Raw genomic sequence first — 23,807 nt, forward strand, 5'->3', positions numbered from 1 at the left:
CTTGACACCGGTTTGCGATCGGTTAATAAGGCCAGGACAGCGACGCCGCTGGGGGCGCAACCCGCTCACGGCCGTCTCTATATGGGGAGTTAGTTCAGTTGGTTAGAACGCCGGCCTGTCACGCCGGAGGCCACGGGTTCAAGTCCCGTACTCCTCGCCAATAGAAGGGCCCGGAATCGCGAGTCGGTTCCGGGCCCTTCGCCTTTTCTCACCCCCGGTGGGCGCGCCGAAATTCCGCGGCTGACGTAGACTCGGGGGCGCGCTGCTGCGGGAGCCTCCGCTCCCCCAGTCGAGGAGACGAGACGATGTTTTCCAGATGGACAGTGGGGCGGCAGTTCCTCGTGGGTTTGCTCCTGATGTCATCGCTGATCGGGGCGTTCGTCGTCCTGACCCGCCAGAGCACCCAGACCCTGACGGATGCCGCCTCCCAGGTGGTGCGGAGCCACCAGACGATCAGCCAGTTCGAGCGGGTCCTCTCGAGCGTCAAGGACGTGGACGCGGCGCACCGCGACTACATCCTCACCGGCAGCGAGGCCTCGCTCGAGTCCTACCGCCTGGCGCAGGGCGCGCTGTCCAAGGAGATCGAGCTCCTGCGCGTGCCCCTCTCCGGTGACCTCGAGCAGCTGCGGCGCATGGAGGCGCTCAAGGCCGCCATCGAGCAGAAGCTGTTCATTCACCGCGCCAACATCGAGGTGCGCCGCACGCAGGGCCTCGATGCCGCCCTGGCCCGCATCGGCAGTGGGGAGATGACCCGGATGATGAACGGCATCCGCACGGCCACCGAGGAGCTGCGTCAGCAGGAGGAGCAGCTCCTCGCCCAGCGCGAGGAACATCAGGCCGAGGAGATCCGCGCCCTGGACAAGTTGTTCTTGATCGATGGCATCGGGCTCCTGTTCTTCTGCGGGTTGGTCGCCCTGCTCATCGGCAAGAGCCTGGAGCGCAGGCTGCAGACGGCCATCACGCAGGTGCAGGGCTCGTCGGCCGATCTCCACTCGGCGGCCTCGCAGCAGGTCTCCGGCGCGCGGGAGCAGGCCTCGGCCACCACGGAGATCTCCACCACCGTCAAGGAGCTGCTGTCCACCTCGCGGCAGATCGCCGGCAGCGCGCAGCAGGTGGCGCGCGTGGCGGATGACACGGCCGGTGCCGCCCGCACGGGCAACGACACGGTGCTGCGGGCCCAGGAGGCCATCGACGTGGTGAGCCGCCAGGTGGACGCCATCGTCAATCACATGCTGGAGCTGGGCAAGCGCTCGCAGGAGATTGGCGGCATCCTGGACATCATCAACGAGCTGGCCGAGCAGACGAACATCCTGGCCATCAACGCCACCATCGAGAGCGCCGGGGCGGGGGAGCACGGCAAGCGCTTCGCCGTGGTCGCCGATGAAATCCGCAAGCTGGCGGACCGCGTGGGTGGGGCCACCAAGGACATCCGCGTGCTCATCGATGAGATCCGCGCCGCCTCCAACACCACCATCATGGCCACCGAGGACGGCTCCAAGGCGGTGCAGAGCAGCGCGAAGCAGTTCGGCGAGGTGGCCGGCAACTTCCGGCGCATCGCCGAGCTGGTGCGCGCCAACCTGGACGTGGCCCGTGAGATCGAGCTGAGCACCCAGCAGCAGACGACGGCGGTGGAGCAGGTGAACACCGCCATCCTCGAGGTGGCGCAGACGGCGCGTCAGGCCGAGTCCACCTCCGCGCAGACGCTGCAGACGGCCAACCAGCTCTCCCAGCTCTCCAAGCAGCTCACCTCCATCCTCGACGCGCGCAACGCCGACGCGCGCAACGCCAACTGAGTCTGGATCCGTGTGGACCCCAGGGGCGGCTCCCGCCTCTGGGTTTTCAGAAGGGAGGGGTGGTGCGCTACCTCTGGGTGCTGGCTCTGGGGCTCGCGGGCGCCTCGTGTGTGTCGGCCCGCTCCGAACCCTCCTCCCCACCCGTGGCGCAAGGCCCGGCGCGGGACGCGGTGGACGCGGGCCAGCCCTGTGTGCCGCGCTCGTGCGTGCAGGCCCGCGCCCGGTGCGGCGTCATCTCCGATGGGTGTGGTGGCTCCGTGGATTGCGGCCCGTGCGCGCCCCGCTGCCAGCTCGATGAGATGGATTGTTGTGGGAGCTGCATCCCCCGCTCCGAGGGCCGCTGCCCCGACAACATCCACTGCCGTCCTCCCCCCGCCGCTCCCGTGGAAGCCACCGAGTAGTCCGCCCCCCGCCCGCCTCCGCGGGGTGGAGGGGCCGGCTGCGGCCATGGGAATGTTTGTGTTCAAAGTAAAAATGATTAATTAATATTTCGCTGATTTGTCTCACGTAGACGAAATCCAGGCTTCTGCTATAAGAACTGATTAACCGGGTTAGCCCTGGAGCTATCGGTTTCTGAAAGGAAGTCACTCGTGAGCAAGAGCGTTCGCGGTTTCAAGTGGCTGGTGGGGGGCATCGTCGGAGTGTCCATGCTGGGCGCGTGTGGTGCGCCGGAGGAACTCGAGACGGCTTCGGAGCAGGCCGGCGCACAGGCCACCGGCGAGGTCGCGGTGAGCCTGGCGGTGAGCAAGGCCACGCTGAGCGCCAGCGAGGACGTGTCGGTGACGGTCACCCTCACCAACCTCTCGTCCGCCCCCGTGCGGCTGCTCAAGTTCTACATCCCGGACGGCCGCCTCAAGGAGGGCCTGTTCGAGGTGACGCGCAATGGCGAGCCCGTGGAGTACATCGGTCCGCACATCAAGCGCGCCGCGCCGACCGCCGACGACTACATCACCCTGGCTCCCGGCGAGAGCCTCACGGGCTCGGCGCCCGTGTCCGGCTTCTATGATCTCTCCGAGACCGGCGCCTACACCGTCCGCTACGCCGCGCCCTCGCTGGATCAGCACCACGCCGTCATCACCAAGGCCGCGCAGCTCGACTCCAACCTGGTGAACCTGTGGATCGAGGGCCGCGCCAGTGGCCAGCCCGAGCTTCCAGGCGCAGGGCACGGTCTCCGCCCAGGGTCTGACGTTCTCCGGCGCCTGCACCAGCACCGAGCAGTCGTCGATCTCCTCGGCGTTCAGCTCCGCCCGGACGTACGCGAACAACGCGTCCACCTACCTCAACGGCATCACCGCCAGCACCACGCGCTACAAGACCTGGTTCGGTACGTATTCGAGCACCAACGTGACCACGGCGCGCAACCACTTCACCAACATCAAGAACGCCCTGGCCAACGCGGCGGTCGTGGTCGACTGCAGCTGCAACGACAGCTACTACGCCTACGTGTACCCGGCCTCGCCGTACAAGATCTACGTGTGCAACGCCTTCTGGAGCGCCCCCACCACGGGCACGGACTCCAAGGCCGGCACGCTGGTCCACGAGATGAGCCACTTCAACGTGGTGGCCGCCACGGATGACCACGCCTACGGTCACAGCGCCGCCAAGAGCCTGGCGGTCTCCAGCCCCACCCGTGCCCTGGATAACGCGGACAACCACGAGTACTTCGCCGAGAACACCCCCGCGCTGCAGTAAGCGGCTAGTCTGAGGTGAAGAAGTGAGAGACGGGAGCGGAGACGCTCCCGTTTTTCTTTTTCCCGGAGGAGATCATCCGTTCCATGACTCGTGGACATCTCAAGTGGGTCGCGCTGTGTTGTCTGACGTTCGGTGCGGGCGCGTGTGCGCCGCGCAAGGAGACCGTGGAATCGAAGCCGGCCCCGGCGCCGCAGGCGGCTCCGGAGCCGCGGAAGGAGAACCCCGCCATGGCAGCGAGCCTGGAGTGTGTGGTGAGCGTGCCTCCCAGCGTGCGCGCGGGTGAGCCGGTGGAGCTCCGCTTCCAGCTCACCAACCGCACGGCGCAACCGCTGTACGTGCTCACATGGCGCACGCCGCTCGAGGGCCTGATGGGCAAGGACTTCCAGGTGACCCGGGACGGCACCGAGGTGGACTTCAAGGGGCGGATGGTGAAGCGGGGCAATCCGTCCGCGGAGGCCTACGTGACGCTCGCGCCCGGCGCGTCGGTGGACGCGAAGGTGGATCTGTCCCAGGCCTACGACATGACGCAGCCGGGGCGCTACCGCATCGAGTTCAACGGCGAGCTCATGGACGTCGTGGAGAAGCAGGCGGAGGTGCCGCGTTCCCTGGAGCAGCTCCAGCCCCGCCCGGTGTCCTGCCCCACGGTGGAGACGGCGATCACCGCTCCCTGAGCCGCGCTCCGGTCCCACCCTCGCGCGAGCCGTGGCGCGAGGGTGCTACCAGGTGATGGCGCTGACGAGCGACGGGGATGCCGAGGTGAGCGCCCGGTGGATGGCCCCGGAAGCCTCGGGGAAGGGTCCGCGTGCGAGCTCCGCCCCCGGGGCCCCAGCGCCTGGACGAGCACCTGGCGGAAGCCCTTCTCCAGCCCCAGCGCGCTGTGCGGCGCCCCGTTGGAGTCGGCCACCATGTACAGCGACTGCTCCAGGTCCGCGGGCGGCTGCTGGCCCTGCGAGAGGAACAGCTCCCGGACCTTGTGGAGCGAGTCGTTGTGGATCTTGCGGATCTCCCGGTTCGCGGCGCCCTTGAAGAAGCCGGGGATGCCCCGCAGGTCCACGCGCACCACCACGATGGGGCGCTGGCGGCGCAAGTCATAGGCGAAGCGCAGGGCGTGCTCCCGGAGCACCTCGCGCGTGTCCCGGTTGGCGTACAGCACCACCGTCGGCCGTCCCTGTCCGAGCGGCACTTCCCGGCCGAACACGTCCTCGAGCTCCGAGGCGTGGGCCGGAAGGGCTCCGAACAGTCCCATCAAGCAGGCGAGTACCACCAGGATTCGCATGGGCAAGGGTCTCCTCCGCGGGTGATGGGAGCAGGCCGGACCACCGTCCCTCGCCACCGAGGCGCATGGACGGCAGTGTACGGGCCCACCCTGACGGTCCCCGCCCAACAGCAGCGCCCTCCGGCTTCTGCCCGCCCCGCCCCGCGCGGTGCTCCTGGCTGTCTGCTCGGCCAGGGACGGGCCCTCCGCTGACACCTCGCGCGCGCTCCACCGGCCAGACCCATGCTTCTTCATGGCGAAGCCCCGCCGTTTCCATGGTACGGATCCGTACCATCCCGGGTCCCGAGAGGCCCGCGGCCATGTGGTGAAGAAGGAGAAGGGATGAGTCGCGTTCTGGATGAACTGTTGGCGCTGCTCAAGCTGGAGCCCATCGAGGAGAACCTGTTCCGAGGGGTGAGCCAGGACCTGGGCTACCGGCAGCTCTTCGGCGGGCAGGTGATCGGCCAGGCGCTGTCGGCGGCGAGCCAGACGGTCATGCCCGAGCGCCACGTGCACTCGGTGCACGGCTACTTCCTGCGCTCCGGGGACGCCAGCCTGCCCGTGGTCTACACCGTGGATCGCGTGCGCGATGGCGGCAGCTTCACCACCCGCCGCGTGGTGGCCATCCAGAAGGGCGAGTCCATCTTCACCATGATGGCCTCCTTCCAGGGGGACGAGCCCGGCTACGAGCACCAGGCGAAGATGCCCGACGTGCCCGGACCGGAGGAGCTCGCCTCGGACATCGAGCTGCTGCGCCGCAAGGCGGACCTCATCCCCGAGCGCATCCGCGAGAAGTTCCTGGGCGCGAAGCCGATTGAGATCCGTCCGGTGACGCTCTTCGATCCCTTCGAGCCCAAGCCGGCCGAGCCGCTCAAGTACGTGTGGTTCCGCGCCGACGGCGTGATGCCGGAGGATCCGCAGGTGCACAAGTACGTGCTCGCCTACGCCTCGGACTTCAACCTCATCACCACCACGCTCCAGCCGCACGGCGCCAGCTTCATGCAGCGCAACATGCAGATGGCGAGTCTGGATCACTCCCTGTGGTTCCACGGGAACCTGCGCGTGAACGACTGGCTCCTGTACGCCATGGACAGCCCGTGGGCGGGCAATGCGCGCGGCCTGGCTCGCGGGCACATCTTCACCCGCGAGGGCCGGCTGGTGGCGTCCGTGGCCCAGGAGGGCCTCGTGCGCGTGCGCCAGGACAAGCGCTGAACGCGGCCGCCCGGTGCTCAGCCGCGGACCGGGGCAGGGCGGTCGGCGAGCGCGACGAGCACCTCGTGGACCACGGCCAGCAGCACCGCGATGCCGAGGATCATCGGCGCGACGGCCACGAGCCCGAGCCGCTCGCCGGCGAGGCCCGCGGCGCTCGGGAGGACCGCGACGCCCACCGTCGCCGCGCTCACCTGGAAGCCGACCGCGTGCGCGGCGGCATCCGCGCCCACGCGCCGGGGGGTCTCGGACATCAGGGCCGGGAAGATGGGCGCCAGTGAGAAGCCGAGCACCGCCAGCCCGAGGGCCGCCGGTACCGCCGGGAGAGCGAAGAGGAGCGCGCCCGTGATGGCCCCCACGGTGCCGAGCCGCAGCATCCGGACGGCGCCCACCCGCTCGACGACGAACCCGAGCACGACGCGCCCGGCCAGCAGGCCCGCCCAGTACAGGCTGACCCACGTTCCGGCCACCGCGGTGCCGAGGCCGCGCGCCTCGGTGAGGACGGTGTAGCTCCACTGGCCCGCGGTGACCTCGACGCCGGAGTAGAGGAAGAAGATGGCGATCTGCAACCAGACGCGAGGCCGGCGCAGCGTGGCCCACGCGGTGATCTGGGGGGCGACGTCATTCCCGGGAGCCGGGGCCTCGGCCGTGGCGGGGCTCGAGCCCGGCCCGCCGTCCCACTGCCGGCGCATCACCGTGTAGGCCACCGCGAGGAGCGCAAGCACCCCGCCGATGACGGCATAGCCCACCCGCCACCCCGCGCCGCGCGTGAGGAGCGCCGTCATGAGCACCGGCCCGAGCGCGGCCCCGGTGCTGTAGGCGGCGTGCAGCCAGGTCATGTGGCGCGCCCCGAAGTGGTGGGCGGCGTACGTATTGAGCCCGGCGTCCACCGCGCCCGACCCGAACCCGACGACGCAGGCCGCGGCGAGGAAGAGGGCGAAGGCCGGGGAGGCCGCGTAGCTGGCGACTCCCGTGGCGGCGAGCACGGTGCTGCCGGCCAGGAGGGTGCCGATGCCGGCGGTCCGCATGAGCCGTCCCGCGAACAGGCCCGAGGTGAAGTACGCCGAGGCGGCCACCGCGAGCACGGCACCGAGCGCCGCCTGCGGGAGGGTGAAGGTCTCGCGGATGGACGGCCAGGCGACGCCGAGCACGGCGTCCGGCAGCCCCAGGCTGACGAAGGCCAGATACGACAGCGCGAGGAGCGCCGGGCGGGGCGCCGTTGGAATGGACGCGGGCTCCGGCGCGCGGCTCATGGACGTGCCTCCCTCGAGATTCGCGGGCATCCGGTAGGAGCCCCATCATGCCTACATTTCAGCATATCTTTGTTCCCGACCGCGCAATCAGACGGATATCGTGCCTACATTTCGCGACATCCGCGACGGTTTTTCAACCCATCATGCCTACATTTCTCGACATATCCACACTCCTTGTCTGGCATGCAATGCCTACATTTCCCTGCATGTGGGCTGGGGTGGTGGCTTGTGTGTGAAATGGCTTGTCGCATAGGTATACATTAATTGCCAGCGATTTGTGTCTATGTTTGCGTCGATTGCTTGCAATTGATTAAATGATAGTATTTGTTTTTTGTGTCTGGCTCGATATTTGCTTTATTGCGCTGTGTCTGTGTTTGTCTTTGTGGTGTTGATGTTTGTTTTGCCTGTTTGTGTTTGTTGTTGGTGTCTGTGATTGTGTCTGTGTTTGGGTTGTCCAGGTGGAGGGGCGCTGGCGGGCGCCACTCCAGCGGGCCGTCACCTACCAGCGCCTTACGGAGAGGTCTTGCCGGAGGCCTGCGTGAACTCGGGCAGGAGGAACTCGTCCACGGGCGGCGCCTTCTCCATGAGGCCCAGCTCCACGAGCTGCCGCCCCAGCGTCTCCCACCGCTCGCGGCTCATCGTCCCCAAGCCCTTGGTGCGCGTCTCCTCCGTCTCGATGAGCGGCTTCTGCGCCTGCGCCGCCGCCGCGAACGTCTCCGCGTCCAGGGTGGTGTTCAGCTTCGCCATCACCCCGTTGGCCGGCGCCGGATTCTCCAGGTAGGCGCGCCAGCCCTCGCGCACCGCGGCCACGAAGCTCTTCACCCGCTCCGGCTGCTCCTTCCACATCTCCCGGCGGGTGACGACCACGGCTACGTAGGGGTTGAAGCCCTCATCGGCCACCAGGAACACCGCTGGCTCCACGCCCTGCTTGCGCGCCGAGATGGGCTCCGAGGTGATGAAGCACTGCTGCGCGAAGTCCTTGTTCGTCACGAACTGCGCCACGCCGCCGTCGTAGGGCACCACCTTCACCTTGTCGAAGCCATACTTCTTCTTCAGGTACACGGCGTACGGCAGGCCGGGCTCCAGGGCGATGGTCCCCGAGGCGAGCACGTCCTGGATGCCCTTCACCCCACGCGAGGCGTGCGCCATGATGGCCAGCGGCGACTTCTGGTACACGGCGAACAGCGGAATCAGGTCCACGCCGCGCGCCCGGGCGGTGAGCAGCTCGTCCGCGCCCACGATGCCGAACTCCACCTGTCCCGAGGCCACCATCTGCACCACGGGAACGCCGGCCCCGCCGCCGAGGATCTCCGCCTCCAGCCCGTGCCGCTTGAACTCGCCCATGTCCCGCGCGGCATAGAAGCCGCCGAACTCGGGCTCGGGCACCCAGTTGAGGGCCAGCTTCACCCGGGTGCTCTGTGCCGCCGCTTGCGTGCCTCCCGCGTCCGTCACCCCGGCCTGCTGCGCGCCTTCCTTCGAGCGCGAGCACGCCCCCGCCACTGCGAGCAGCACCAGACTCCCCAGCAATCCGACGAGACGTCTTCTCACTTGCGGTTTCCTCCGGAAGAAACAGAAGGGGATGGGGCCCTCACGAGCCCGAGGCGGATGGGTGCCAGCGCCGCAACATGCGCTCGCCGGTGAGGCTCACCGCGCCGAACAACATCAGTCCCAACGCCGAGGCCGCCAGCACGGCGGCGAAGACCCGGGCCGTGTTCCCCTGCCGGTTGGACGCCAGCACCAGGATGCCCAGCCCGGCGTCGCCCTCGACGACTCCGGCGACCCACTCGCCCACGATGGCGCCGACGACGGACAGGCCCGAGGCCACGCGCAGGCCGGTGAACAGGTGGGGCAGCGAGGCGGGCAGCTCCAGCTTCCACAGCGTGGCCACCCGGCGCGCGCCGTAGAGGCGGAACATGTCCCGCAGCGAGGGGTCCACCGAGCGCAGTCCGGTGAGGGTGTTGGCGATGACGGGGAAGACGGAGACGATGAAGGAGGCGACGGCCACCGCGCGCGCTCCATGGCCGAACCACACCACCAGCAGCGGAGCGATGGCGATGATGGGCACCATCTGCAGGAAGAGGGCGTAGGGGTAGAGCGCCCGTTCCAGCACCCGTGACGAGGACAGGACGATGGCGGCCAGCACGCCCACCGCCGCGCTCAGCCCGAAGCCCACCAGCGCCGAGCGGCCGGTGGAGAGCGCCGCGCTCAACAGGGGCTCCACGGCGCGGCTCGCCTCGAGGGCGATGGCCGAGGGGGGCGGCAGCACGATGGGGCTGATACCGAGCACGCGCGTCACGGTCTCCCAGAGGGCCAGGACGATGACGAGCGCGCCCAGGGGCGCCAGAGCCGCGCGGAGGAAGGCGGTCTTCATGGGGCTTCTCCTCGCTCCAGCGCCTGCAGGAGCAGGCCCATCTCCCGGGCGAAATCCGGATCCGCGCGCAGGGCGGGGAGGCGCTCGCGGGGCAGGGCCAGGTGCCGATCCAACATCACCCGCGCGGGCCTGCGTGACAGCACCAGGACGCGCTCGGCGAGGTAGGCGGCCTCGGACAGGGAGTGGGTGACGAAGAGGACGGTCATCCCCAGCTCCTTCCACAGCGCGAGGAGCTGATCATCCAGCCGGTTGCGGGTGAGCTCGTCCAGGGCGGCGAAGGGCTCGTCCAGCAGCAGCAGCCGGGGACGGGTGACGAGCGCCCGGGCCAGGGAGACACGCATGCGCATGCCGCCGGAGAAGCTCGGCGGGGTAGCGCGAGGTGGCGTCGCCGAGACCCACCTGCCGCAGCAGGGCGTGGGCCGAGGCCTGGCGCTCCGGTGCCGGGACGCCGGCCAGCTCCAGGGGCAGGGCCACGTTGTGCAACACCGAGCGCCAGGGCAGCAGGTGCGCATCCTGGAAGACGTAGGCGATGGGCGTGCGCGCGCCCGGAGTCCGGTCGAGGGGAGGGGAGAAGGTGAGGGTGCCCGCGTCGGGCCTGTCCAGCCCGGCCACCAGGCGCAGCAGGGTGGACTTGCCGCAGCCGGAGGGGCCCACCAGCGCCACGAAGGAGCCCGCGGCGACGTCCAGGTCCATTCCGTCCAGCACGGAGACTCCCCCCGGGAAGGTGCGCCGGAGCCCGGAGATCCGCACGCGGACGCCCTCGCTGCCAGGGCCGGGCGTGGATGGAGGGGAGGGGGCCGGAGGGGGGGAAACCATGAGGGGAACCGGGTTCTAACCGCCCGGCGCGCTCGCGGCCAACCCCTCGTGTGGGGGATTCGGATCGCCTAGCCTCGTGGCTCCATGCCGCGACTCCAGGGTCTGCTTCTCCGCTTCTCGAGGTCTCCGCTCGCGTTCATCGCGGCCGTCCTCGTCTTCTGCCTGTCGTTCTTCGGGCTCTTCCGCATCAACCACGCCTTCGCCGCGGTGACGGGCGGGTTCCAGACCTTCGACATGCAGAATGACCTGGACGTGGCCGGGGTCCTGGCCCAGCTCCCCCTCTACACCGGGGACTCCCGCCGCCTGTACGCGTGGTTCGCCGCCACGGACTTCGTCTTTCCCGCCGCCGGGGGACTCTTCGTCGGCGCCGCCGCGGCCTGGCTGATGCGCCACGGCCTTCCCTCCGTCTACGCCCGTTTCGAGGCACGGCGCGGCTTCGTGCTCTTCCTGCTCCCCACCCTGTTCGACTTCCTGGAGAACGTGGCCGCGCTCACCGTCATCTTTCTGGCGTCCCCTCCGTCGCGGCTGCTCGCCACCATTCTTGTCGGCTTCCATCAGTTGAAGTTGGGGACGCTGATCCTCGGACACAGCACGATCCTGGTGCTCGCGCTCCTCTTGATGGTGCGCAAGGCCATGGGTCTGGCGGCGGCGTCCCAGGCCCGGTAGAAGCGGCCTCCCATGAGTCCGGGGATTTTCCCGCTCACTCCTGCACAGATGTGAACCGCTCTGCACATCGGCCGAGAAGCCCTCGTGCCGGCTCCGGGTTCCTGGCGCCACTGCCCCAGAGGGCACCCTCGGTGTCCGAAGGTTGGCACGAAGTCCGCAGAGCCACGCTCGCCCCTCGCCTGGGGCATCCGGTCCCGCCCCGCGGGGCCTCCGAGAGGTGATGATGAAGCTCCCGCTCCTCCTGTTGCTGTTGTCCGCTCCCGCCCTCGCGGCGCCAGCCCCGGCGTACGTGCTGCGCATCGAGGGCGCGGATGCCTTCGTCGACCTCGGGCGCGCGGATACGGCGCAGCCCGGTGAACGGCTGCGCGTCTACCGCGTCATCGAGGCGCGCCACCCGGCCACGGGCAAGGTGCTGCGCGACCGGTTCCTGCTGGGCGAGGCCGTGGTGCTGGAGGCGGGCGAGACGCTCTCGCGCATCTCCGCCCCGGACGAGCTCCTCTCCCGCATGGAGGTGGGTGACGAGGTGGTGCCGGTGAACGCGCCCGCCCCCCGCGAGCGTCCCACCACGCCGGGCCCGGCCGCCCAGGCGCAGACTCCCGGGGCGTCCGAGTCCGCCACCGGCGGCCCGTCCGACGCCGAGCGCACCGCCCTGCGCACCGCGTGGAACACCGCCCTGAAGCTCCCGCCCGCCGAGCGCGCCAGGGTCTGGGAGGGCTTCCTCTCCAACTGGCCCCAGTCGGACCTGGCCGGTCCCATCCGCACGGAGATCTCCCTGCTGCGTCAGGCGCCCGTGGCGTCCGCGACGACGAAGGTGCCCGCCTCGACGGTGGCGCCCGTTCTCAAGGTGAGCGCCCCCACCAGCGCGCTCACCGACGAGCTCATCACCATCTCCCTCTCCAGCCTGGCCGGTCCCACGCCGCGCGCGGTGATGGTGCACTGGCGTGAGCGCGGCTCGCCCACCTACCGCACCGTGCACATGAGCGCCGAGGCCCATGGCCACTTCCGCGCCACGCTGCCCAAGGGCTCGGCGGTGGAGCCGGCCATCGAGTACTACGTCGAGGCGGTGGAGCCCGCGGGCGCCACGCTCGCCGCGGCGGGCAACCCGTCCAGGCCGCAGCACATCACCATCCGCCGGCCGCCCCGCGACGAGAGCATCGAGTACCGCAACCGCAGCCGGGTGCGCGTCAGCAACGAGTACGTCGACTTCAACCGCTTCAAGGGCAACGACGTCTACAACCTCTTCGAGGCGGACTTCCTCTACCGCGTCTACACCACCGTGCACGCGGTGCGCGTGGGCTTCGGCAACTACCGGGGCACCGGCACCCCGAGGGATCAGCTCGACACGGGCGTCCCCGGCCAGGAGGTGGGCTACACCTACGGCTTCAGTGAGATCGAGCTGCGCATGCACCCGTCCCTCTCGCTGCTGGTGAAGGGCACCGCGGGTGTCACCCGGGAGGGCCTCAAGGGTGGCTTCGACCTCGGCCTGCGCATCGGCAGCGAGACGGGCACGTCCCTGCTGATCCGCGGCGCCACCATCGCGGACATCGGCGCGCGCGGCAGCCTCGCGCTCTCGTGGGATGCCGTGAAGAACTGGCCCATGAGCGCCGAGGTCGTCGTCACCAACGAGCCCATCGGCGAGGACCTGGGCGTGCGCCTCATCTACACCGTGGGCCGCTCGGTCACCCCCTGGCTCGATGTCACCGGCCGCGTGAGCTACCAGCTCCGTGACATCAACCACTCCGGCCTCGGCTTCGGGCTGGGGACCACCTTCCACTGGTAGCGGACCCAGGGAGAACACCTCCGATGATGACTCTTTCCACCGTTACCTGCCTTCTGCTGTTGCTCGCTCCCCAGACGCCGCCGGCCAGTGCCACGCCGGCCGCTCCTCCCGAACCCCTCGAGGTTCGCCACGTCCCCGCCGCCCAGGTCCTGGTCGGCAACAACCTCGTGCTCCGTGCCGAGGTGGCTCCGGCCTGGCGCCTCGGGGCGCTCGTCGCCCACCACCGTGCCGAGGGCGAGAAGGACTTCCGCCAGACGCCCTTCGAGGCTCAGCGCCGATGGCACCTACGCGGCCGTCATTGCCCTGTCCCCCGAGCAGCGCGTGCCCGTGGAGTACTTCGTCACCGCCCGGGATACCGACGGCGTGGAGACGGTGCGCTTCGCCAGCGCCGGCGCTCCGTACCCGGTGCTCATCGAGGTGCCCCAGTACACGCTGGAGCGCGAGGCCCTGATGGAGGTGTACGGGCAGCGGCGCTCCCGCGTGAGCGCCTTCGCCGAGTACGTGGACTACGGCTCCCAGACGCTCAATGGCACGCGCTACAAGGACAACTACTACCGGCTGGAGGCGGACTATCTCTACCGCCTGTTCACCCAGGTGGGCGGCCTGCGGATCGACTCCATCCGCATCGGCGTGGGCCACCTGCGCGCGCACACGCCGCCCTTCAACCTGTTCGCCCGCGAGGGAGAGGTCCTGCCGGAGCTGCGCCCGGGCCTCGACTATGGCTTCTCCGAGGTGGACATCGGCTTCAACCCGTACTTCGGCCTCGCCGTGCGCCTGTCGCTCGGAGGCAACGCCACGGGCTTCTCGGCGGGCATCGGCGGCAGGGTGCGCCTCGGCCGGCCCAATGGGGCTCGCGTGGAGCTCGAGGGCGAGTACACCGGAGGCCTCGGCGGCTCCGCGGGGATCCGGCTCGCCTGGGACACGGTGCGCCGCTTCCCCATGAGCGCCGCGGCGCAGGTGACCAACGTGCCCTCGGGTCCCACCGGTGTGCGGCTGCTCTACCGCGTGGATTATCTGTTCACCGACGCCTTCGCCCTCGGCCTCCAGGCCGGCTATCAGGCTCGCGCCTCGCGAGGCGGCGGGCCGACGCTGGGGCTCGTGACCAGCTATGGCTGGTAAGGGGAGGGTGCGCCGATGATGCTCACCGCACTCACGTTGTTGCTGCTCTCGGCGGACCCGGCTCCTCCCGGTCCGTCCGCCGCCCCCGCCTCGTCCCTGACGGTGGTGTCCACCGCGGCCCCCGGTCTGGAGAAGGTGGCCCTCGAGGCGGGGCGGACGCTCGGCTCCCGTCTGGAGGCACCCCATGTGGACCTGGGCGGCTACCTCAAGTCCCGGGGCGCGGGGTGTCAGAATGATCCGCGCTGCCTCCTGGCGGCGCCCGGGCTCTCGGGTGCCACGCGCCTGGTGCACCTGCGCCTGCGTCCGGTGTCCCCCGGACGGCTCGCCGTGGATCTGCGCCTCATCGACCTGAAGGCCAAGAAGGTCATCGGCCGGAGTGCCTCGGTGGTGGAGACGGGCGGGCTCTCCGCGTGGGCGGAGCAGACGTCCTCCCGGCTGATCTCCCAGGCCGATCCGTATGCCAAGGACCGGCCCCGGAGCCCCTTCGCGGTGAAGCCCGCCCCGGAGGCTCCCGCCGCGCCGCAGCCGCCGGCCGGGAGTGCCCCGCGCCCCGCACCCGAGGCGAAGTAGCCGCGCTTCAGGCCTCGTCCGGAGCGGTGGGTTCGTTCCACCGCTCCGGTGTTGTCTCAGCCCCTGGCGAACGCGAGCAGGTCGGCGTTGAGCTGCTCCTTGTGGGTGGCGGCCAGGCCGTGATCGCCACCGGGGTAGATCTTCAGCGTCGCGCCCTTGACGAGCTTCGCGGAGAGGCGGGCCGAGGCGTCGATCGGGACGATCTGGTCGTCGTCGCCGTGGATGATCAGCGTCGGCACGTCGAACTTCTTGAGATCCTCGGTGAAGTCGGTCTCGGAGAAGGCCTTGATGCAGTCGAGCAGGGGCTTGAGGCCGCCCATCATGCCCTGCATCCAGAAGCTGTCGCGCATGCCCTGCGTGACCTTCGAGTCCTTCCGGTTGGCGCCGAAGAAGGGGGTGGTCAGGTCCTTGAAGAACTGCGAGCGATCAGCGGCCACGCCCTTGCGGATGTCGTCGAACGCCGAGATCGGCAGTCCGCCGGGATTGGCGGCGGTCTTGAGCATGATGGGCGGCACCGCGCCGACCAGCACCGCCTTGGCGACACGGCTCGTGCCGTGCCGGCCGATATAGCGCGTCACCTCGCCGCCGCCGGTCGAATGGCCCACGAGGATGATGTTCTGGAGATCCAGCTTCGTGATCAGCTCGGAGAGATCGTCGGCGTAGGTGTCCATCTCGTGGCCACTCCACGGCTGGCTGGAGCGGCCATGGCCCCGCCGGTCGTGGGCGATGGTGCGGAAGCCGTTGGAAGCGAGGAAGACCATCTGGTCCTCCCAGGCGTCGGCGGTGAGCGGCCAGCCGTGGCTGAACACCACCGGCTGACCCGAACCCCAGTCCTTGTAATAGAGCTGCGTGCCGTCCTTCGTCGTGAGCATCGCCATGATTGGTCCCCCACCGGGTAAGCGAAGGTGGCGAGGGTAATCAGACGCGCCGGCTTTCGCTCCATTCTCCGCCGTGACCGTTCAAGCCCTGGCGGGGATTGGACATTCGTGACCGTTTGACCGGAAATCCGAATCCGGTCATGATGTCCACATGGCAGCATCCTCCAACCCACCGGCCGCGCCCGCCGGCCGCTCATCCGCCGAGGTCCGGCGCCAGCGCATCCTCCAGGTGGCCCGGGGCCACTTCGAGCGCTTCGGCTTCCGCCGCACCCGCATCGAGGACATCGCTCGCGAGGCGGGTATCGCCAAGGGGGCCGTCTACCTGGAGTTCGAGAGCAAGGAGGTCCTGCTCCACGCGGTCATCGAGACCCTGTTCGAGGAGATCGGACGCCGGTATGCCGCCGAGGTGCTGCCGCTGGAGTCACCCCGCGAGCGGCTGCGCGCCACGCTGCGCTTCGCCTACCGCGAGCTTCTCCCGCAGTGTCCTGTTCGAGCGGATCGTCCGCGAGGATCCCGAGGTGGCGGTGCTCCGCTCCCTGGCCGAGTCCGGCGACAACCCGCGCAAGGCGGATGCCCAGATCGAGATGATTCGCGGCTGGGTGCGTGACGGCATCGCGCGGGGCGAGTTCCGCGCCGATCTGGACATCGAGGTGGTGCCCTTCGTCCTGGGGGCGCTGCGTTTCCTGCACTACCACACCGAGCTGCATCACGACGGGAGACCGCATCTCCCGCGAGCGCCTGCTCGACGGCGTCGTCGACATCTTCATCGCGGGGCTGTCCGCGCCCGCACCCACCCCGCCATCCCCGGGCAAGAGCCCGGGCCGCGGCTCCAAGAGGTAATGCCATGCAGCATGCCATCGAGATCGATCGGCTCACCCGCGTCTACGGTGCCGTCCGGGCCGTGGATGGAGTGAGCTTCCACGTGGAGCCCGGAGAGATCTTCGGCTTCATGGGGCACAATGGCGCGGGGAAGACGACCACCCTCCGGATGCTGCTCGGACTCACGCGCCCCACCTCTGGCAGCGCCCGGGTGCTCGGCCACGACGTGGTGCGCGAGAGCCTCGAGGTGCGCCGCCAGTGCGGCTTCCTCCCCGCGAGCTACGCCCTCCCGGCCCACATGACGGCGCGCCAGTTCCTCCACTACGTCGCCGCCATGTTCGACCTCGACGCCGAGGTGGCCGAGACGCGCATCCAGTCGCTGCTCCAGCTCTTCGGAATCGAGGCCGCGGCGGACCGGAAGCTCGGCGGCTTCTCCACCGGCATGACGCAGAAGGTGGGGCTCGCCCAGGCCCTCATCAACGAGCCCCGCATCCTCCTGCTGGACGAGCCGACCTCCGGGTTGGATCCACTCGGCCGCCACGAGCTGCTCGAGCACCTGCGCCGCCTGTCCTCCGAGCGCGGCGTCACCGTGCTCTTCTCCAGCCACATCCTGTCGGACATCGAGACGCTCTGCCAACGCGTCGCGGCGCTGCACCAGGGCAAGCTCGTCGCCTTCGGCCCGGTCGAGGCACTCAAGAGCGAGCACCGCTCCGCGAACATGGACGAGCTCTACCTGTCGCTCGCGCGGAGGGCCGCATGAAGGCGCGCTTCCTCTGGCTCGACATGCGGGCCACGCTCGGCGAGCGCAAGACCTGGCTGGCCGCGGGCATGATGATCTACGCGGCGATCTCCATGCCCTTCGTCGCGGCGAAACCGCCCGAGCACGTGCTCTCGGCCTTGAAGGGGTGGTTCTCCACGTCGGATCCCTTCATCCTCTTCCTGTTCATCTGGACGGATCTGGCGATGAACAAGTGCATCCTCATCCTCGGGGTGGTGCTCGCGGGCAGCCTGCTCATCCGCGAGCGCGAGACAGGACAGCTCGCGGTGCTGCTGTCCAAACCCATCTCACCCGCCTCGTACTTCCTGGCACGGACGCTGTCGGCCTGTGCCGTCATGGGGGTGCTCTACATCGGCACGCATCTGGCCGCCTGGCCGATCATCGCCCGGAGCCTGCCGGGGTTCCGCCCGGGGCTCTTCTTCGCCTCCATGACGGTGCACCTCTTCGCCGCGTTCTTCACCGTCTGCTTCAGCGCCCTCATGGCCGTGCTCATCCAGAAGCGGGCCATGGCGGGGCTCGTCAGCCTGCTGGCGCTCAGCATGCTCGTGAGCATGGCGTTCATCGGTTTCTACAACCCCGCCTGGAGTGGCATCTCCGTCTTCAACCCGCTCAGCCATGGCATCTCCGTGCTCGGCCACGTGGATGATCTGCGCCCCGGGCACGTGCTGACGCCCATCGCCATCCTGGTGGGGATGAACGCGGCCGTACTCGCTCTCGGCGCCCTCCGGGTGCGCCAGATGGAGGTGTGACGCCATGCAGGCCCCTCTTCGCCGCTACCGCCTCATCGAGGCCCGCCATGCCCTCGGCTGGCTGCCCGTCGTGTCCCTGCTCGTGGGCATCGCCATCGTCGTCTTCACGGCCATGTTCATGCCGCTGTTTCCCACCCCCGTCATCGCCTTCATGGAGCGCGCGTTCCTGATCCGCGGAATGGGCGCCGTCATCCTGGTCAACGAATACATCGGCATCTACCTCATGGTCTTCTTCGGCGGTGCCGCGGGGTTGATGCGGGCCCTCGTCGAGCCGCGGGAGAACCGGTCCCTCGAGATGCTGCTCAGCAAGCCCATCTCCCGCCGCGCCTTCCTGATGGCCCGGGTGGGCCCCATCCTGCTCGCCTCCACCGCCGTGGGCGTGGTGCAGTCCCTGGTCCTGGGGCTCGTCGTGCGGCCCTTCACGGGCGAGGGTGCCAACGTGAGCGTCGCGGGAGCCATCGGCGCGGGCCTCATCTTCACGGCCCTGGCGGTGCTGTTGCTCTGCGTGCTCGTCATCCCGCTGCTCCTGGTGCGCGATGCGTTCCAGGGACTCCTCATCGCGTTCGCGATGTGGGTTTTGCCGATGGTCCCGACCGCGCTGCTGCTCTACCGTCCGGATGTGTACGAGGGGCGCGACCGGCTGCGAGACCTGATCGTCGTGGGACCGAACTTCCTCTGGTACAACGCGTCGGTGCCGCTCGTCACGGCTATCGCGCTGGCCGTGGCCTTCGTGGGCTCGTGGGGGGCGCTCGCGCTCGGCACCCGCGTGTTCGAGCGCGCCGAGCTGCGTTGAGCCCGCATCCACCCGGGGCTGCTCAGGGGCCGATCGTGGCGGAGCCGGCCACGTTGCGCAGCACCTGCTCGGCGGCCCCGGGCGACGCGGGGTCCACGCCGTCCAGCCACCGGTCATAGGCCAGGTGGAGGGTGCGGCTGGCCTCCAGCGCGTCCGGGGTGAGGGAGAGCCCCTCCAGCCACACCTCGGCGTTGGTGAGGCTGGCCGACTCCAGGCGGAAGGGCCGCTCGGGTCCTCCGCTGGCGGGGAGGACTCGCCCCTCCAGCAGCAGCGTCCTTCCCTCCATGTCCACTCCGGGCGTCAGCCCCTCGGCGTCCGCGTCCGCCGGAGCGAAGACGAGGCGGGCACGGCAATAGCTTCCAGGCGGCGGTTGCAGGGTGCCCAGCGCCCAGGGCTCGCCATCCGGTCGCTCCAGGCCGCTCACGTGTGGCGTGCCCAGCCGCCGGGGCGTGTTGGCCTCGTGCGCCTCGGCCGTGCCGATGGGGGAGAGCCTGCGCAGCCAACGCCACGCGCTGCTCGTCTGGCAGGGGATGATCTCCACGCTGCTCAGGGTGATGTGGGCGCGGTCCAGGGTGATGCGGTCTCCCTGGCTGTTGGTGAACTGGCGCGCGAAGCCTTCCGCCAGCGCCGGGCTCGTGGGGCGGAAGTCGAGCCCGAGGTGGAGCCGGATGCCTTCCTCGCGAGCGCCGCACGCGCAGAGGGCCAGGAGCAGGAGGACGGGAGCGGAACGGGACGTCATAGATCGTAGGCGACGGCGGCCTGGAGGATGGGACTCTGGCGGACGTTCCCGTGCAGGAGGTTGAGGACGGGCACGCGCACCCCGAGTTCCACCACCACATCGGTGACGGGGCTGAAGAGCACATCCGGGGACACGAAGGCGAGGACCCCGCTGCCCACGGGATCCGGGACGCCGCGGAGATCGCTCGGGCCCTCGAGGCGGCTGTCCACGGCGAGGCGCAGGGCCCAGCGCGGGCCCGGCTGTAGCTGCGCGGCCAGGGTGGTGCGCAGGGAGGCTCCGGCGCGGAAGCCCTCGCGCCCGCGCGTGGGGAGGTAGCCCGTGGCGCTGGCGAGGAAGGACCAGTCGCCGCGGAAGGTCGAGTAGGAGAGTCCCAGGAGCGGATCCAGCGAGCCGGTGCCGAGCTGGGCATCGAGCGACAGCGGGCGGCCATCCGCGTCGCGCACGGTGGGCGAGGTGGGCAGCCGGGCGCCCACGAGCAGGCCGACGAGGTGATCCGGTGAGAAGGCGCGATCGCGGTAGACGAAGATCTTGGCGCCGACCTCCATGTCCCCGGGTCCCCACGCCGTCTCGCGGGCGAGGCTGACCTGCTGCAACGAGCGGGTCTGCAGGGGCAGGGTGGCCGACAGGAAGAGCCAGGAGAGGGGCGCGTAGGCCACCGAGAGATCCATGCGCAGCTCGCGCAGGGAGACGGCGTCCACGGCGTCCTGGCCGGTCGTCAGGCCCCATGCGCGCACCTGGTTGGCGAAGCGCAGACGTCCCGCGAAGGGCTGCTCGGTGCCCATGGAGGTGAGGGTGGGATCTCCACAGGCACAGGTGGCGCAGGCGCGCCCTTCCAGGGGAACGAGCAGGGTAGCGGCGAGCAGGGCGGTGGCGAGGCAGGACTTCCACATGTCGCGGCGCACTCTAACGGCCAGGAAACCTCACCCCCTGCGGCGAGTTGTCGCGGCCCGTTCCGAGCCGCAGCGTCCGTACGACCTCGAACGGACGATTCCCCTCGCGCGCGATGAGGCTCACCTCGGCGGCCTGGAAGACGAGGGGCGTCCAGGTCTCGCTCAACCGCGCCAGCAGTTCCGAGACCTGTCCGGCGCTCCCCGACTGGCCCACGCTGAGGTGCGGCGTGAAACCTCCCGAGAAGCGCGAGGTATGGGCGTACTCGGGGGCGGCCGCCTGGAGCGCGGCCTGGAGACGCGTGAAGGCCTCGCGGGGCTCCGGCGCGAGCCAGAGGGTGCTCCGGTCCGCGCGGTGCTGGAAGACCTGGAACGAGGCGAGGACGGCCTCGAACGGGCTCAGCGCGGCGCAGGCGGCCTCGAGCGCGGGCAGCAGCCCGGGCAGCTCGCCGCGCGGCGCGAAGGGGTAGAGCAGGGTGACATGCGGCATCCAGCGTTGGAGCTGACGATCATGCTCGCGGCGGATCGCCTGGATGGGCGGCCAGACCTCGGCGGGAGGAATGAAGACGAGCGCCGTCCGGTGGGTCCACGCTGGATTCGCCATGGCCTCTGTCTCCAGGAAGGGGTCAGCGTGCCCTGATCTTCCCGAGCCGCTCCATGACGCGGTGTTTCAGGTGTTCAGGAGTGACAGAAAGACGTGAGACGTCTGCTAGCCTCCGCCGACCACTCAGGAGCGCGGTTGTGGGGGGACGTCCGCTCCTCTGAACAGGAGGCAATCCGTTGATGAGGTCGAGCAGGTTGAAAGGCGTTCCCCAGGCAGTGCGGAGCACGCAAGGCGCGGTGAGGCAGCGAGTGATTGTCGGATGTATGACAATTGCGCTCGTGGGAGTTCCCGGGCAGTCGGCATGGGCGCAGGAGCCCGGCGCAACGGTGCCAGCGCCGGCTCCGGCTCCGGTTCCCGCGCCGGCTCCGGCTCCCGCGCAGGAGCAGGGGCAGGGCGGAACGGTGCAGGGACAGGTCACCGCGGCCTATGGAGACCCGCTGTGGGGTGTCGTCGTGGCGGTGCGGGGCACGAAGCAGAGTGTCCAGACCGACATGAAGGGCAACTACACGCTCACGGGCCTGGCTCCGGGTGAGCGCACCCTGGAGGTGAGGGGTGAGGGCTTCATGAGCCAGAGCCGCAAGGTGACGGTGCGAGAGGATGCGCCGGTCCAGGCCAACTTCTCGCTCGAGCTGGATCTCCTGGCGGTGGAGGAGATCGTCGTGACGGCGCAGACGCCGGACCGGAAGGTCCGCTCCAGCACGGCCATCTCGACGCTCAACGAGCAGGAGATCAAGGCCCGCATGCCGCGCAACACCGCGGACCTGATGCGGATCGTCCCCGGCTTCTACGTGGAGAAGCTCGGGCGGTGAGGTCGGCGGCAACCTGTTCGTCCGCGGCCTCCCGGCGGATGGCTCCTACCGCTACGTGGCGCTGATGGAGGACGGCATGCCCGTCTTCGACTCCACGGAGCTCTTCTTCGTCAACAACGACATCTTCTTCCGCGTGGACGAGAACATCGAGCGCATGGAGGCGGTGCGCGGCGGCACCTCGGCCCTCTATGGCAGCAACGCGCCCGGTGGCGTCGTCAACTTCATCAACAAGACGGGCGGCGACAAGCTGGCCGGGACGCTCCGGGCCTCCACCGCCACGGCGGGGCTGTACCGCCTCGACGGCAACATCAACGGCCCCCTCGGGGACGACTGGCGCTTCTCCGTCGGCGGCTTCTACCGCTTCGACAATGGTGTGCGGTACCCGGGCTTCCCGGCGTCCAACGGCGGCCAGTTCAAGGGCAGCCTCCTGCGCACCTTCAACACGGACAAGGTGGACGGCCACGCGCGCGTGACGTTCAAGTACCTCAACGACCGGAACACCTTCTACCTCCCGCTGCCCCTGCGCGGCCGGTTCGGTGGGAGCGGCCAGCTCACGGGCTATGACTTCGTGGAAGGCTTCCCGACGGATGGCACGCTGACCTCGCCCGAGGGTGTGAACGCCCAGGTGCCGCTGCCTCGCGGGGCGGGCCTGCTCAACCTCCCGCTGGACAACGGCCAGCAGCAGATTGGCGGCTCCGCCATGGCCGAGCTCCGCCTCTACTTCCCCGAGGGCCGGTTCGAGGTGCAGAACAACCTCCGGGCCATGCAGATGGATCATAGCTGGAACGCGATGCTGCCGTTCGAGCTGCGGGACGCGGACTCGTGGGCCCGGTCCGTCGTGGGCGAGGGCACGCCCTACCGGCTCACCTGCACCAACCTGCCCGGCTCCCCGGAGTTCGGCACCGGCGGGTGCGCCACGCCGAACAACCTGGTGAACCTGGGCGGCCAGTGGCTGGTGAACAAGCCCATGAGCAACGTGTCCAACCAGCTCCGGTTCATCAAGTACGGCTCGCTGGGCCCCACCGAGCACACGCTCTCCGGTGGCCTCTACCTCGGCTACTACACGGCGGACAACCGCTGGTACTTCAACGACATCGTCACCAACGTGCGCAGCCGTCCGAACATGCTGGATCTGCAGGTGCTCGATGGCACCGGCGCCGTGGTGCGCAACGTCACCCAGAACGGCTTCCGCCGCTACCTGAGCAACTACACCAACGGCACGGGCGACGCGACCATCGCGGCGGCCTTCCTCGGCGATGAGGTCAAGATCGGCGAGAAGCTCCGCATCGACCTGGCCGGCCGTCTCGAGCGCAACTCGTTCCATCAGAACGTGGAGCGCACGGCCTCGTTCGATCTGGGAGATCCCACCACCAACGCGGACGACAACGCGCTGTTCGGCACGGGCAGGTTCCAGCAGGTGAACGTGTCGCTCACCGACTGGGCGGTCTCGGGCGGCGTGAACTACGCCCTCTCCGATCTGGCCTCCGTCTACGTGCGCAGCAGCCGCGGCTACAAGATGCCGCTGCTCGACCAGTACCTCACCGCCACGGATCCGAGTGACGAGACGTTCCCCCGGACGCCGGAGACGCTGTGGCAGAACGAGGCGGGCATCAAGCTGGGCGCGAGCTGGTACGCCCTGGCGGCCGTGGCCTACTGGATGCAGATCGAGAACTTCCCCAGCCAGGACGCCCGGGTGGATCCGGTGACGGGGGACACGCGCTTCATCACCTCGTACGCGGGCAAGGCGCAGACGCTGGGTCTGGAGCTCGAGGCCGCGGTGCAGCCGGTCAAGTTCTTCCGTGCGCAGGGCATGCTGACGCTGCAGGACCCGCGTTACAGGGACTTCAACGAGGGCGAGAACGACTTCTCCGGCAACCGCATCCGCCGCATCCCCCAGGTCATCGGCGATGTGACGGGCACCTTCATGTGGGGCGACGCCAGCCTCGGCATCAACTGGAGCTACGTGGGGCACCGGTTCTCGAACAACGCCAACACGGTGGACCTGCCCGGCTTCAGCCAGTTCAACGTCCGCGCCGGCTACACGTACGAGAACTTCACCCTGGATCTGTCGCTCTTCAACGCGCTCAACAGCATCGGCCTCACCGAGGGCAACCCGCGCGTCGATGAGTCGATCGGCGCCGTGCCGGACATCTTCCTCGCCCGTCCGGTGCTCCCGCGCCGCCTCATGCTGTCGCTGACCGCGCGCCTGTAATCGCGGCCCGCGTCA

General features: G+C 69.4%; 22 protein-coding genes, 1 tRNA gene and 1 pseudogene. 16 read left to right on the forward strand and 8 right to left on the reverse strand.

Annotated features, from left to right (window positions below; all coding sequences use genetic code 11):
* Positions 1-83: 83 nt before the first annotated feature.
* From ACN28I_RS04635 to tesB, 6 genes are all read left to right on the forward strand, one after another.
* A tRNA-Asp gene (locus tag ACN28I_RS04635) sits at positions 84-160 on the forward strand.
* A 196-nt stretch (positions 161-356) separates the two neighbouring features.
* Entirely contained in the window at positions 357-1,793 is a 1,437-nt protein-coding gene (locus tag ACN28I_RS04640) for a methyl-accepting chemotaxis protein (protein ID WP_420940932.1), read from the forward strand.
* A 62-nt stretch (positions 1,794-1,855) separates the two neighbouring features.
* Positions 1,856-2,194: a hypothetical protein gene (locus ACN28I_RS04645; protein WP_420940933.1), complete on the forward strand. Its 339-nt coding sequence runs from the start codon at positions 1,856-1,858 to the stop codon at positions 2,192-2,194.
* Between the two features lie 733 nt (positions 2,195-2,927).
* A complete protein-coding gene (locus ACN28I_RS04650) occupies positions 2,928-3,485 on the forward strand; it encodes a M35 family metallo-endopeptidase (protein ID WP_420940934.1) in 558 nt (185 codons plus the stop codon).
* Between the two features lie 83 nt (positions 3,486-3,568).
* The gene (locus ACN28I_RS04655) at positions 3,569-4,156 is read left to right on the forward strand and encodes a protease (protein ID WP_420940935.1); all 588 of its coding nucleotides are present in this window, start codon (positions 3,569-3,571) and stop codon (positions 4,154-4,156) included.
* A gap of 926 nt (positions 4,157-5,082) precedes the next feature.
* Positions 5,083-5,952 carry an acyl-CoA thioesterase II gene (tesB, locus tag ACN28I_RS04660; RefSeq protein ID WP_420940936.1) on the forward strand — a complete coding sequence of 290 codons (870 nt, stop codon included), beginning with the start codon at positions 5,083-5,085 and terminating at the stop codon, positions 5,950-5,952.
* 17 nt (positions 5,953-5,969) lie between these two features.
* Here tesB and ACN28I_RS04665 read toward each other — a convergent pair whose 3' ends face one another.
* From ACN28I_RS04665 to ACN28I_RS04680, 4 genes and pseudogenes are all read right to left on the reverse strand, one after another.
* On the reverse strand, positions 5,970-7,202 hold the full coding sequence (locus ACN28I_RS04665) for an MFS transporter (protein WP_420940937.1): 1,233 nt from the start codon (positions 7,200-7,202) through the stop codon (positions 5,970-5,972).
* A 510-nt stretch (positions 7,203-7,712) separates the two neighbouring features.
* A complete protein-coding gene (locus tag ACN28I_RS04670) occupies positions 7,713-8,750 on the reverse strand; it encodes an ABC transporter substrate-binding protein (protein ID WP_420940938.1) in 1,038 nt (345 codons plus the stop codon).
* Positions 8,751-8,790: 40 nt separating this feature from the next.
* Positions 8,791-9,573, reverse strand: a complete 783-nt coding sequence (locus ACN28I_RS04675; RefSeq protein ID WP_420940939.1) for an ABC transporter permease — start codon at positions 9,571-9,573, stop codon at positions 8,791-8,793.
* Positions 9,570-10,389 (reverse strand): annotated as a pseudogene (locus tag ACN28I_RS04680) (ABC transporter ATP-binding protein). The gene ACN28I_RS04675 and the pseudogene ACN28I_RS04680 overlap by 4 nt, the downstream one beginning before the upstream one ends.
* Before the next feature lie 84 nt (positions 10,390-10,473).
* Here ACN28I_RS04680 and ACN28I_RS04685 point away from each other — a divergent pair.
* The 4 genes from ACN28I_RS04685 to ACN28I_RS04700 all read left to right on the forward strand — a co-directional run bounded on the left by ACN28I_RS04685 (position 10,474) and on the right by ACN28I_RS04700 (position 14,524).
* A complete protein-coding gene (locus tag ACN28I_RS04685) occupies positions 10,474-11,055 on the forward strand; it encodes a hypothetical protein (RefSeq protein WP_420940940.1) in 582 nt (193 codons plus the stop codon).
* Positions 11,056-11,275: 220 nt separating this feature from the next.
* On the forward strand, positions 11,276-12,835 hold the full coding sequence (locus ACN28I_RS04690) for a hypothetical protein (protein WP_420940941.1): 1,560 nt from the start codon (positions 11,276-11,278) through the stop codon (positions 12,833-12,835).
* 174 nt (positions 12,836-13,009) lie between these two features.
* Complete coding sequence (locus ACN28I_RS04695) at positions 13,010-13,954, forward strand: hypothetical protein (RefSeq protein ID WP_420940942.1); 945 nt, start codon at positions 13,010-13,012, stop codon at positions 13,952-13,954.
* A 15-nt stretch (positions 13,955-13,969) separates the two neighbouring features.
* Complete coding sequence (locus tag ACN28I_RS04700; protein ID WP_420940943.1) at positions 13,970-14,524, forward strand: hypothetical protein; 555 nt, start codon at positions 13,970-13,972, stop codon at positions 14,522-14,524.
* 56 nt (positions 14,525-14,580) lie between these two features.
* Here the strand turns inward: ACN28I_RS04700 and ACN28I_RS04705 are convergent, their stop codons facing one another.
* Entirely contained in the window at positions 14,581-15,402 is an 822-nt protein-coding gene (locus ACN28I_RS04705) for an alpha/beta fold hydrolase (protein WP_420940944.1), read from the reverse strand.
* A gap of 151 nt (positions 15,403-15,553) precedes the next feature.
* Between ACN28I_RS04705 and ACN28I_RS04710 the strand changes: the two genes are divergently transcribed.
* The 4 genes from ACN28I_RS04710 to ACN28I_RS04725 all read left to right on the forward strand — a co-directional run bounded on the left by ACN28I_RS04710 (position 15,554) and on the right by ACN28I_RS04725 (position 18,541).
* Entirely contained in the window at positions 15,554-16,009 is a 456-nt protein-coding gene (locus ACN28I_RS04710; RefSeq protein WP_420940945.1) for a TetR/AcrR family transcriptional regulator, read from the forward strand.
* 237 nt (positions 16,010-16,246) lie between these two features.
* Positions 16,247-16,981, forward strand: a complete 735-nt coding sequence (locus ACN28I_RS04715) for an ABC transporter ATP-binding protein (protein WP_420940946.1) — start codon at positions 16,247-16,249, stop codon at positions 16,979-16,981.
* Positions 16,978-17,748 carry an ABC transporter permease subunit gene (locus ACN28I_RS04720; RefSeq protein ID WP_420940947.1) on the forward strand — a complete coding sequence of 257 codons (771 nt, stop codon included), beginning with the start codon at positions 16,978-16,980 and terminating at the stop codon, positions 17,746-17,748. The genes ACN28I_RS04715 and ACN28I_RS04720 overlap by 4 nt, the downstream gene beginning before the upstream one ends.
* Before the next feature lie 4 nt (positions 17,749-17,752).
* Entirely contained in the window at positions 17,753-18,541 is a 789-nt protein-coding gene (locus ACN28I_RS04725) for an ABC transporter permease (RefSeq protein WP_420940948.1), read from the forward strand.
* A gap of 22 nt (positions 18,542-18,563) precedes the next feature.
* Here the strand turns inward: ACN28I_RS04725 and ACN28I_RS04730 are convergent, their stop codons facing one another.
* From ACN28I_RS04730 to ACN28I_RS04740, 3 genes are read right to left on the reverse strand one after another with little or no spacing between them, the layout of a single operon-like run.
* Positions 18,564-19,280 (reverse strand): hypothetical protein, encoded by a 717-nt coding sequence (locus tag ACN28I_RS04730; protein WP_420940949.1) that lies wholly within the window; start codon positions 19,278-19,280, stop codon positions 18,564-18,566.
* The gene (locus ACN28I_RS04735) at positions 19,277-20,170 is read right to left on the reverse strand and encodes a transporter (RefSeq protein WP_420940950.1); all 894 of its coding nucleotides are present in this window, start codon (positions 20,168-20,170) and stop codon (positions 19,277-19,279) included. Before ACN28I_RS04735 ends, ACN28I_RS04730 begins: the two co-directional genes overlap by 4 nt.
* A 13-nt stretch (positions 20,171-20,183) precedes the next feature.
* On the reverse strand, positions 20,184-20,771 hold the full coding sequence (locus tag ACN28I_RS04740) for a 2'-5' RNA ligase family protein (protein ID WP_420940951.1): 588 nt from the start codon (positions 20,769-20,771) through the stop codon (positions 20,184-20,186).
* Positions 20,772-21,097: 326 nt separating this feature from the next.
* On the opposite strand from ACN28I_RS04740, the gene ACN28I_RS04745 reads away from it, so the two are divergent.
* Positions 21,098-21,580 carry a carboxypeptidase regulatory-like domain-containing protein gene (locus ACN28I_RS04745; protein ID WP_420940952.1) on the forward strand — a complete coding sequence of 161 codons (483 nt, stop codon included), beginning with the start codon at positions 21,098-21,100 and terminating at the stop codon, positions 21,578-21,580.
* A 13-nt stretch (positions 21,581-21,593) separates the two neighbouring features.
* The gene (locus tag ACN28I_RS04750; RefSeq protein WP_420948566.1) at positions 21,594-23,792 is read left to right on the forward strand and encodes a TonB-dependent receptor; all 2,199 of its coding nucleotides are present in this window, start codon (positions 21,594-21,596) and stop codon (positions 23,790-23,792) included.
* Positions 23,793-23,807: the final 15 nt, after the last annotated feature.

Origin of the sequence: Archangium gephyra, assembly GCF_049060025.1 — a bacterium.
Lineage (GTDB): Bacteria > Myxococcota > Myxococcia > Myxococcales > Myxococcaceae > Archangium > Archangium gephyra_A.

Excerpts from the sequence above, each read along its gene's own strand:
- ACN28I_RS04725 (WP_420940948.1), top strand. The coding sequence starts at position 17,753 with ATGCAGGCCCCTCTTCGCCGCTACCGCCTCATCGAGGCCCGCCATGCC.
- ACN28I_RS04700 (WP_420940943.1), top strand. The coding sequence starts at position 13,970 with ATGATGCTCACCGCACTCACGTTGTTGCTGCTCTCGGCGGACCCGGCT.
- ACN28I_RS04735 (WP_420940950.1), bottom strand. The coding sequence starts at position 20,170 with ATGTGGAAGTCCTGCCTCGCCACCGCCCTGCTCGCCGCTACCCTGCTC.
- tesB (WP_420940936.1), top strand. The coding sequence starts at position 5,083 with ATGAGTCGCGTTCTGGATGAACTGTTGGCGCTGCTCAAGCTGGAGCCC.
- ACN28I_RS04740 (WP_420940951.1), bottom strand. The coding sequence starts at position 20,771 with ATGGCGAATCCAGCGTGGACCCACCGGACGGCGCTCGTCTTCATTCCT.
- ACN28I_RS04640 (WP_420940932.1), top strand. The coding sequence starts at position 357 with ATGTCATCGCTGATCGGGGCGTTCGTCGTCCTGACCCGCCAGAGCACC.
- ACN28I_RS04710 (WP_420940945.1), top strand. The coding sequence starts at position 15,554 with ATGGCAGCATCCTCCAACCCACCGGCCGCGCCCGCCGGCCGCTCATCC.
- ACN28I_RS04690 (WP_420940941.1), top strand. The coding sequence starts at position 11,276 with ATGATGAAGCTCCCGCTCCTCCTGTTGCTGTTGTCCGCTCCCGCCCTC.
- ACN28I_RS04730 (WP_420940949.1), bottom strand. The coding sequence starts at position 19,280 with ATGACGTCCCGTTCCGCTCCCGTCCTCCTGCTCCTGGCCCTCTGCGCG.
- ACN28I_RS04705 (WP_420940944.1), bottom strand. The coding sequence starts at position 15,402 with ATGGCGATGCTCACGACGAAGGACGGCACGCAGCTCTATTACAAGGAC.
- ACN28I_RS04675 (WP_420940939.1), bottom strand. The coding sequence starts at position 9,573 with ATGAAGACCGCCTTCCTCCGCGCGGCTCTGGCGCCCCTGGGCGCGCTC.
- ACN28I_RS04720 (WP_420940947.1), top strand. The coding sequence starts at position 16,978 with ATGAAGGCGCGCTTCCTCTGGCTCGACATGCGGGCCACGCTCGGCGAG.
- ACN28I_RS04685 (WP_420940940.1), top strand. The coding sequence starts at position 10,474 with ATGCCGCGACTCCAGGGTCTGCTTCTCCGCTTCTCGAGGTCTCCGCTC.
- ACN28I_RS04715 (WP_420940946.1), top strand. The coding sequence starts at position 16,247 with ATGCAGCATGCCATCGAGATCGATCGGCTCACCCGCGTCTACGGTGCC.
- ACN28I_RS04655 (WP_420940935.1), top strand. The coding sequence starts at position 3,569 with ATGACTCGTGGACATCTCAAGTGGGTCGCGCTGTGTTGTCTGACGTTC.
- ACN28I_RS04665 (WP_420940937.1), bottom strand. The coding sequence starts at position 7,202 with ATGAGCCGCGCGCCGGAGCCCGCGTCCATTCCAACGGCGCCCCGCCCG.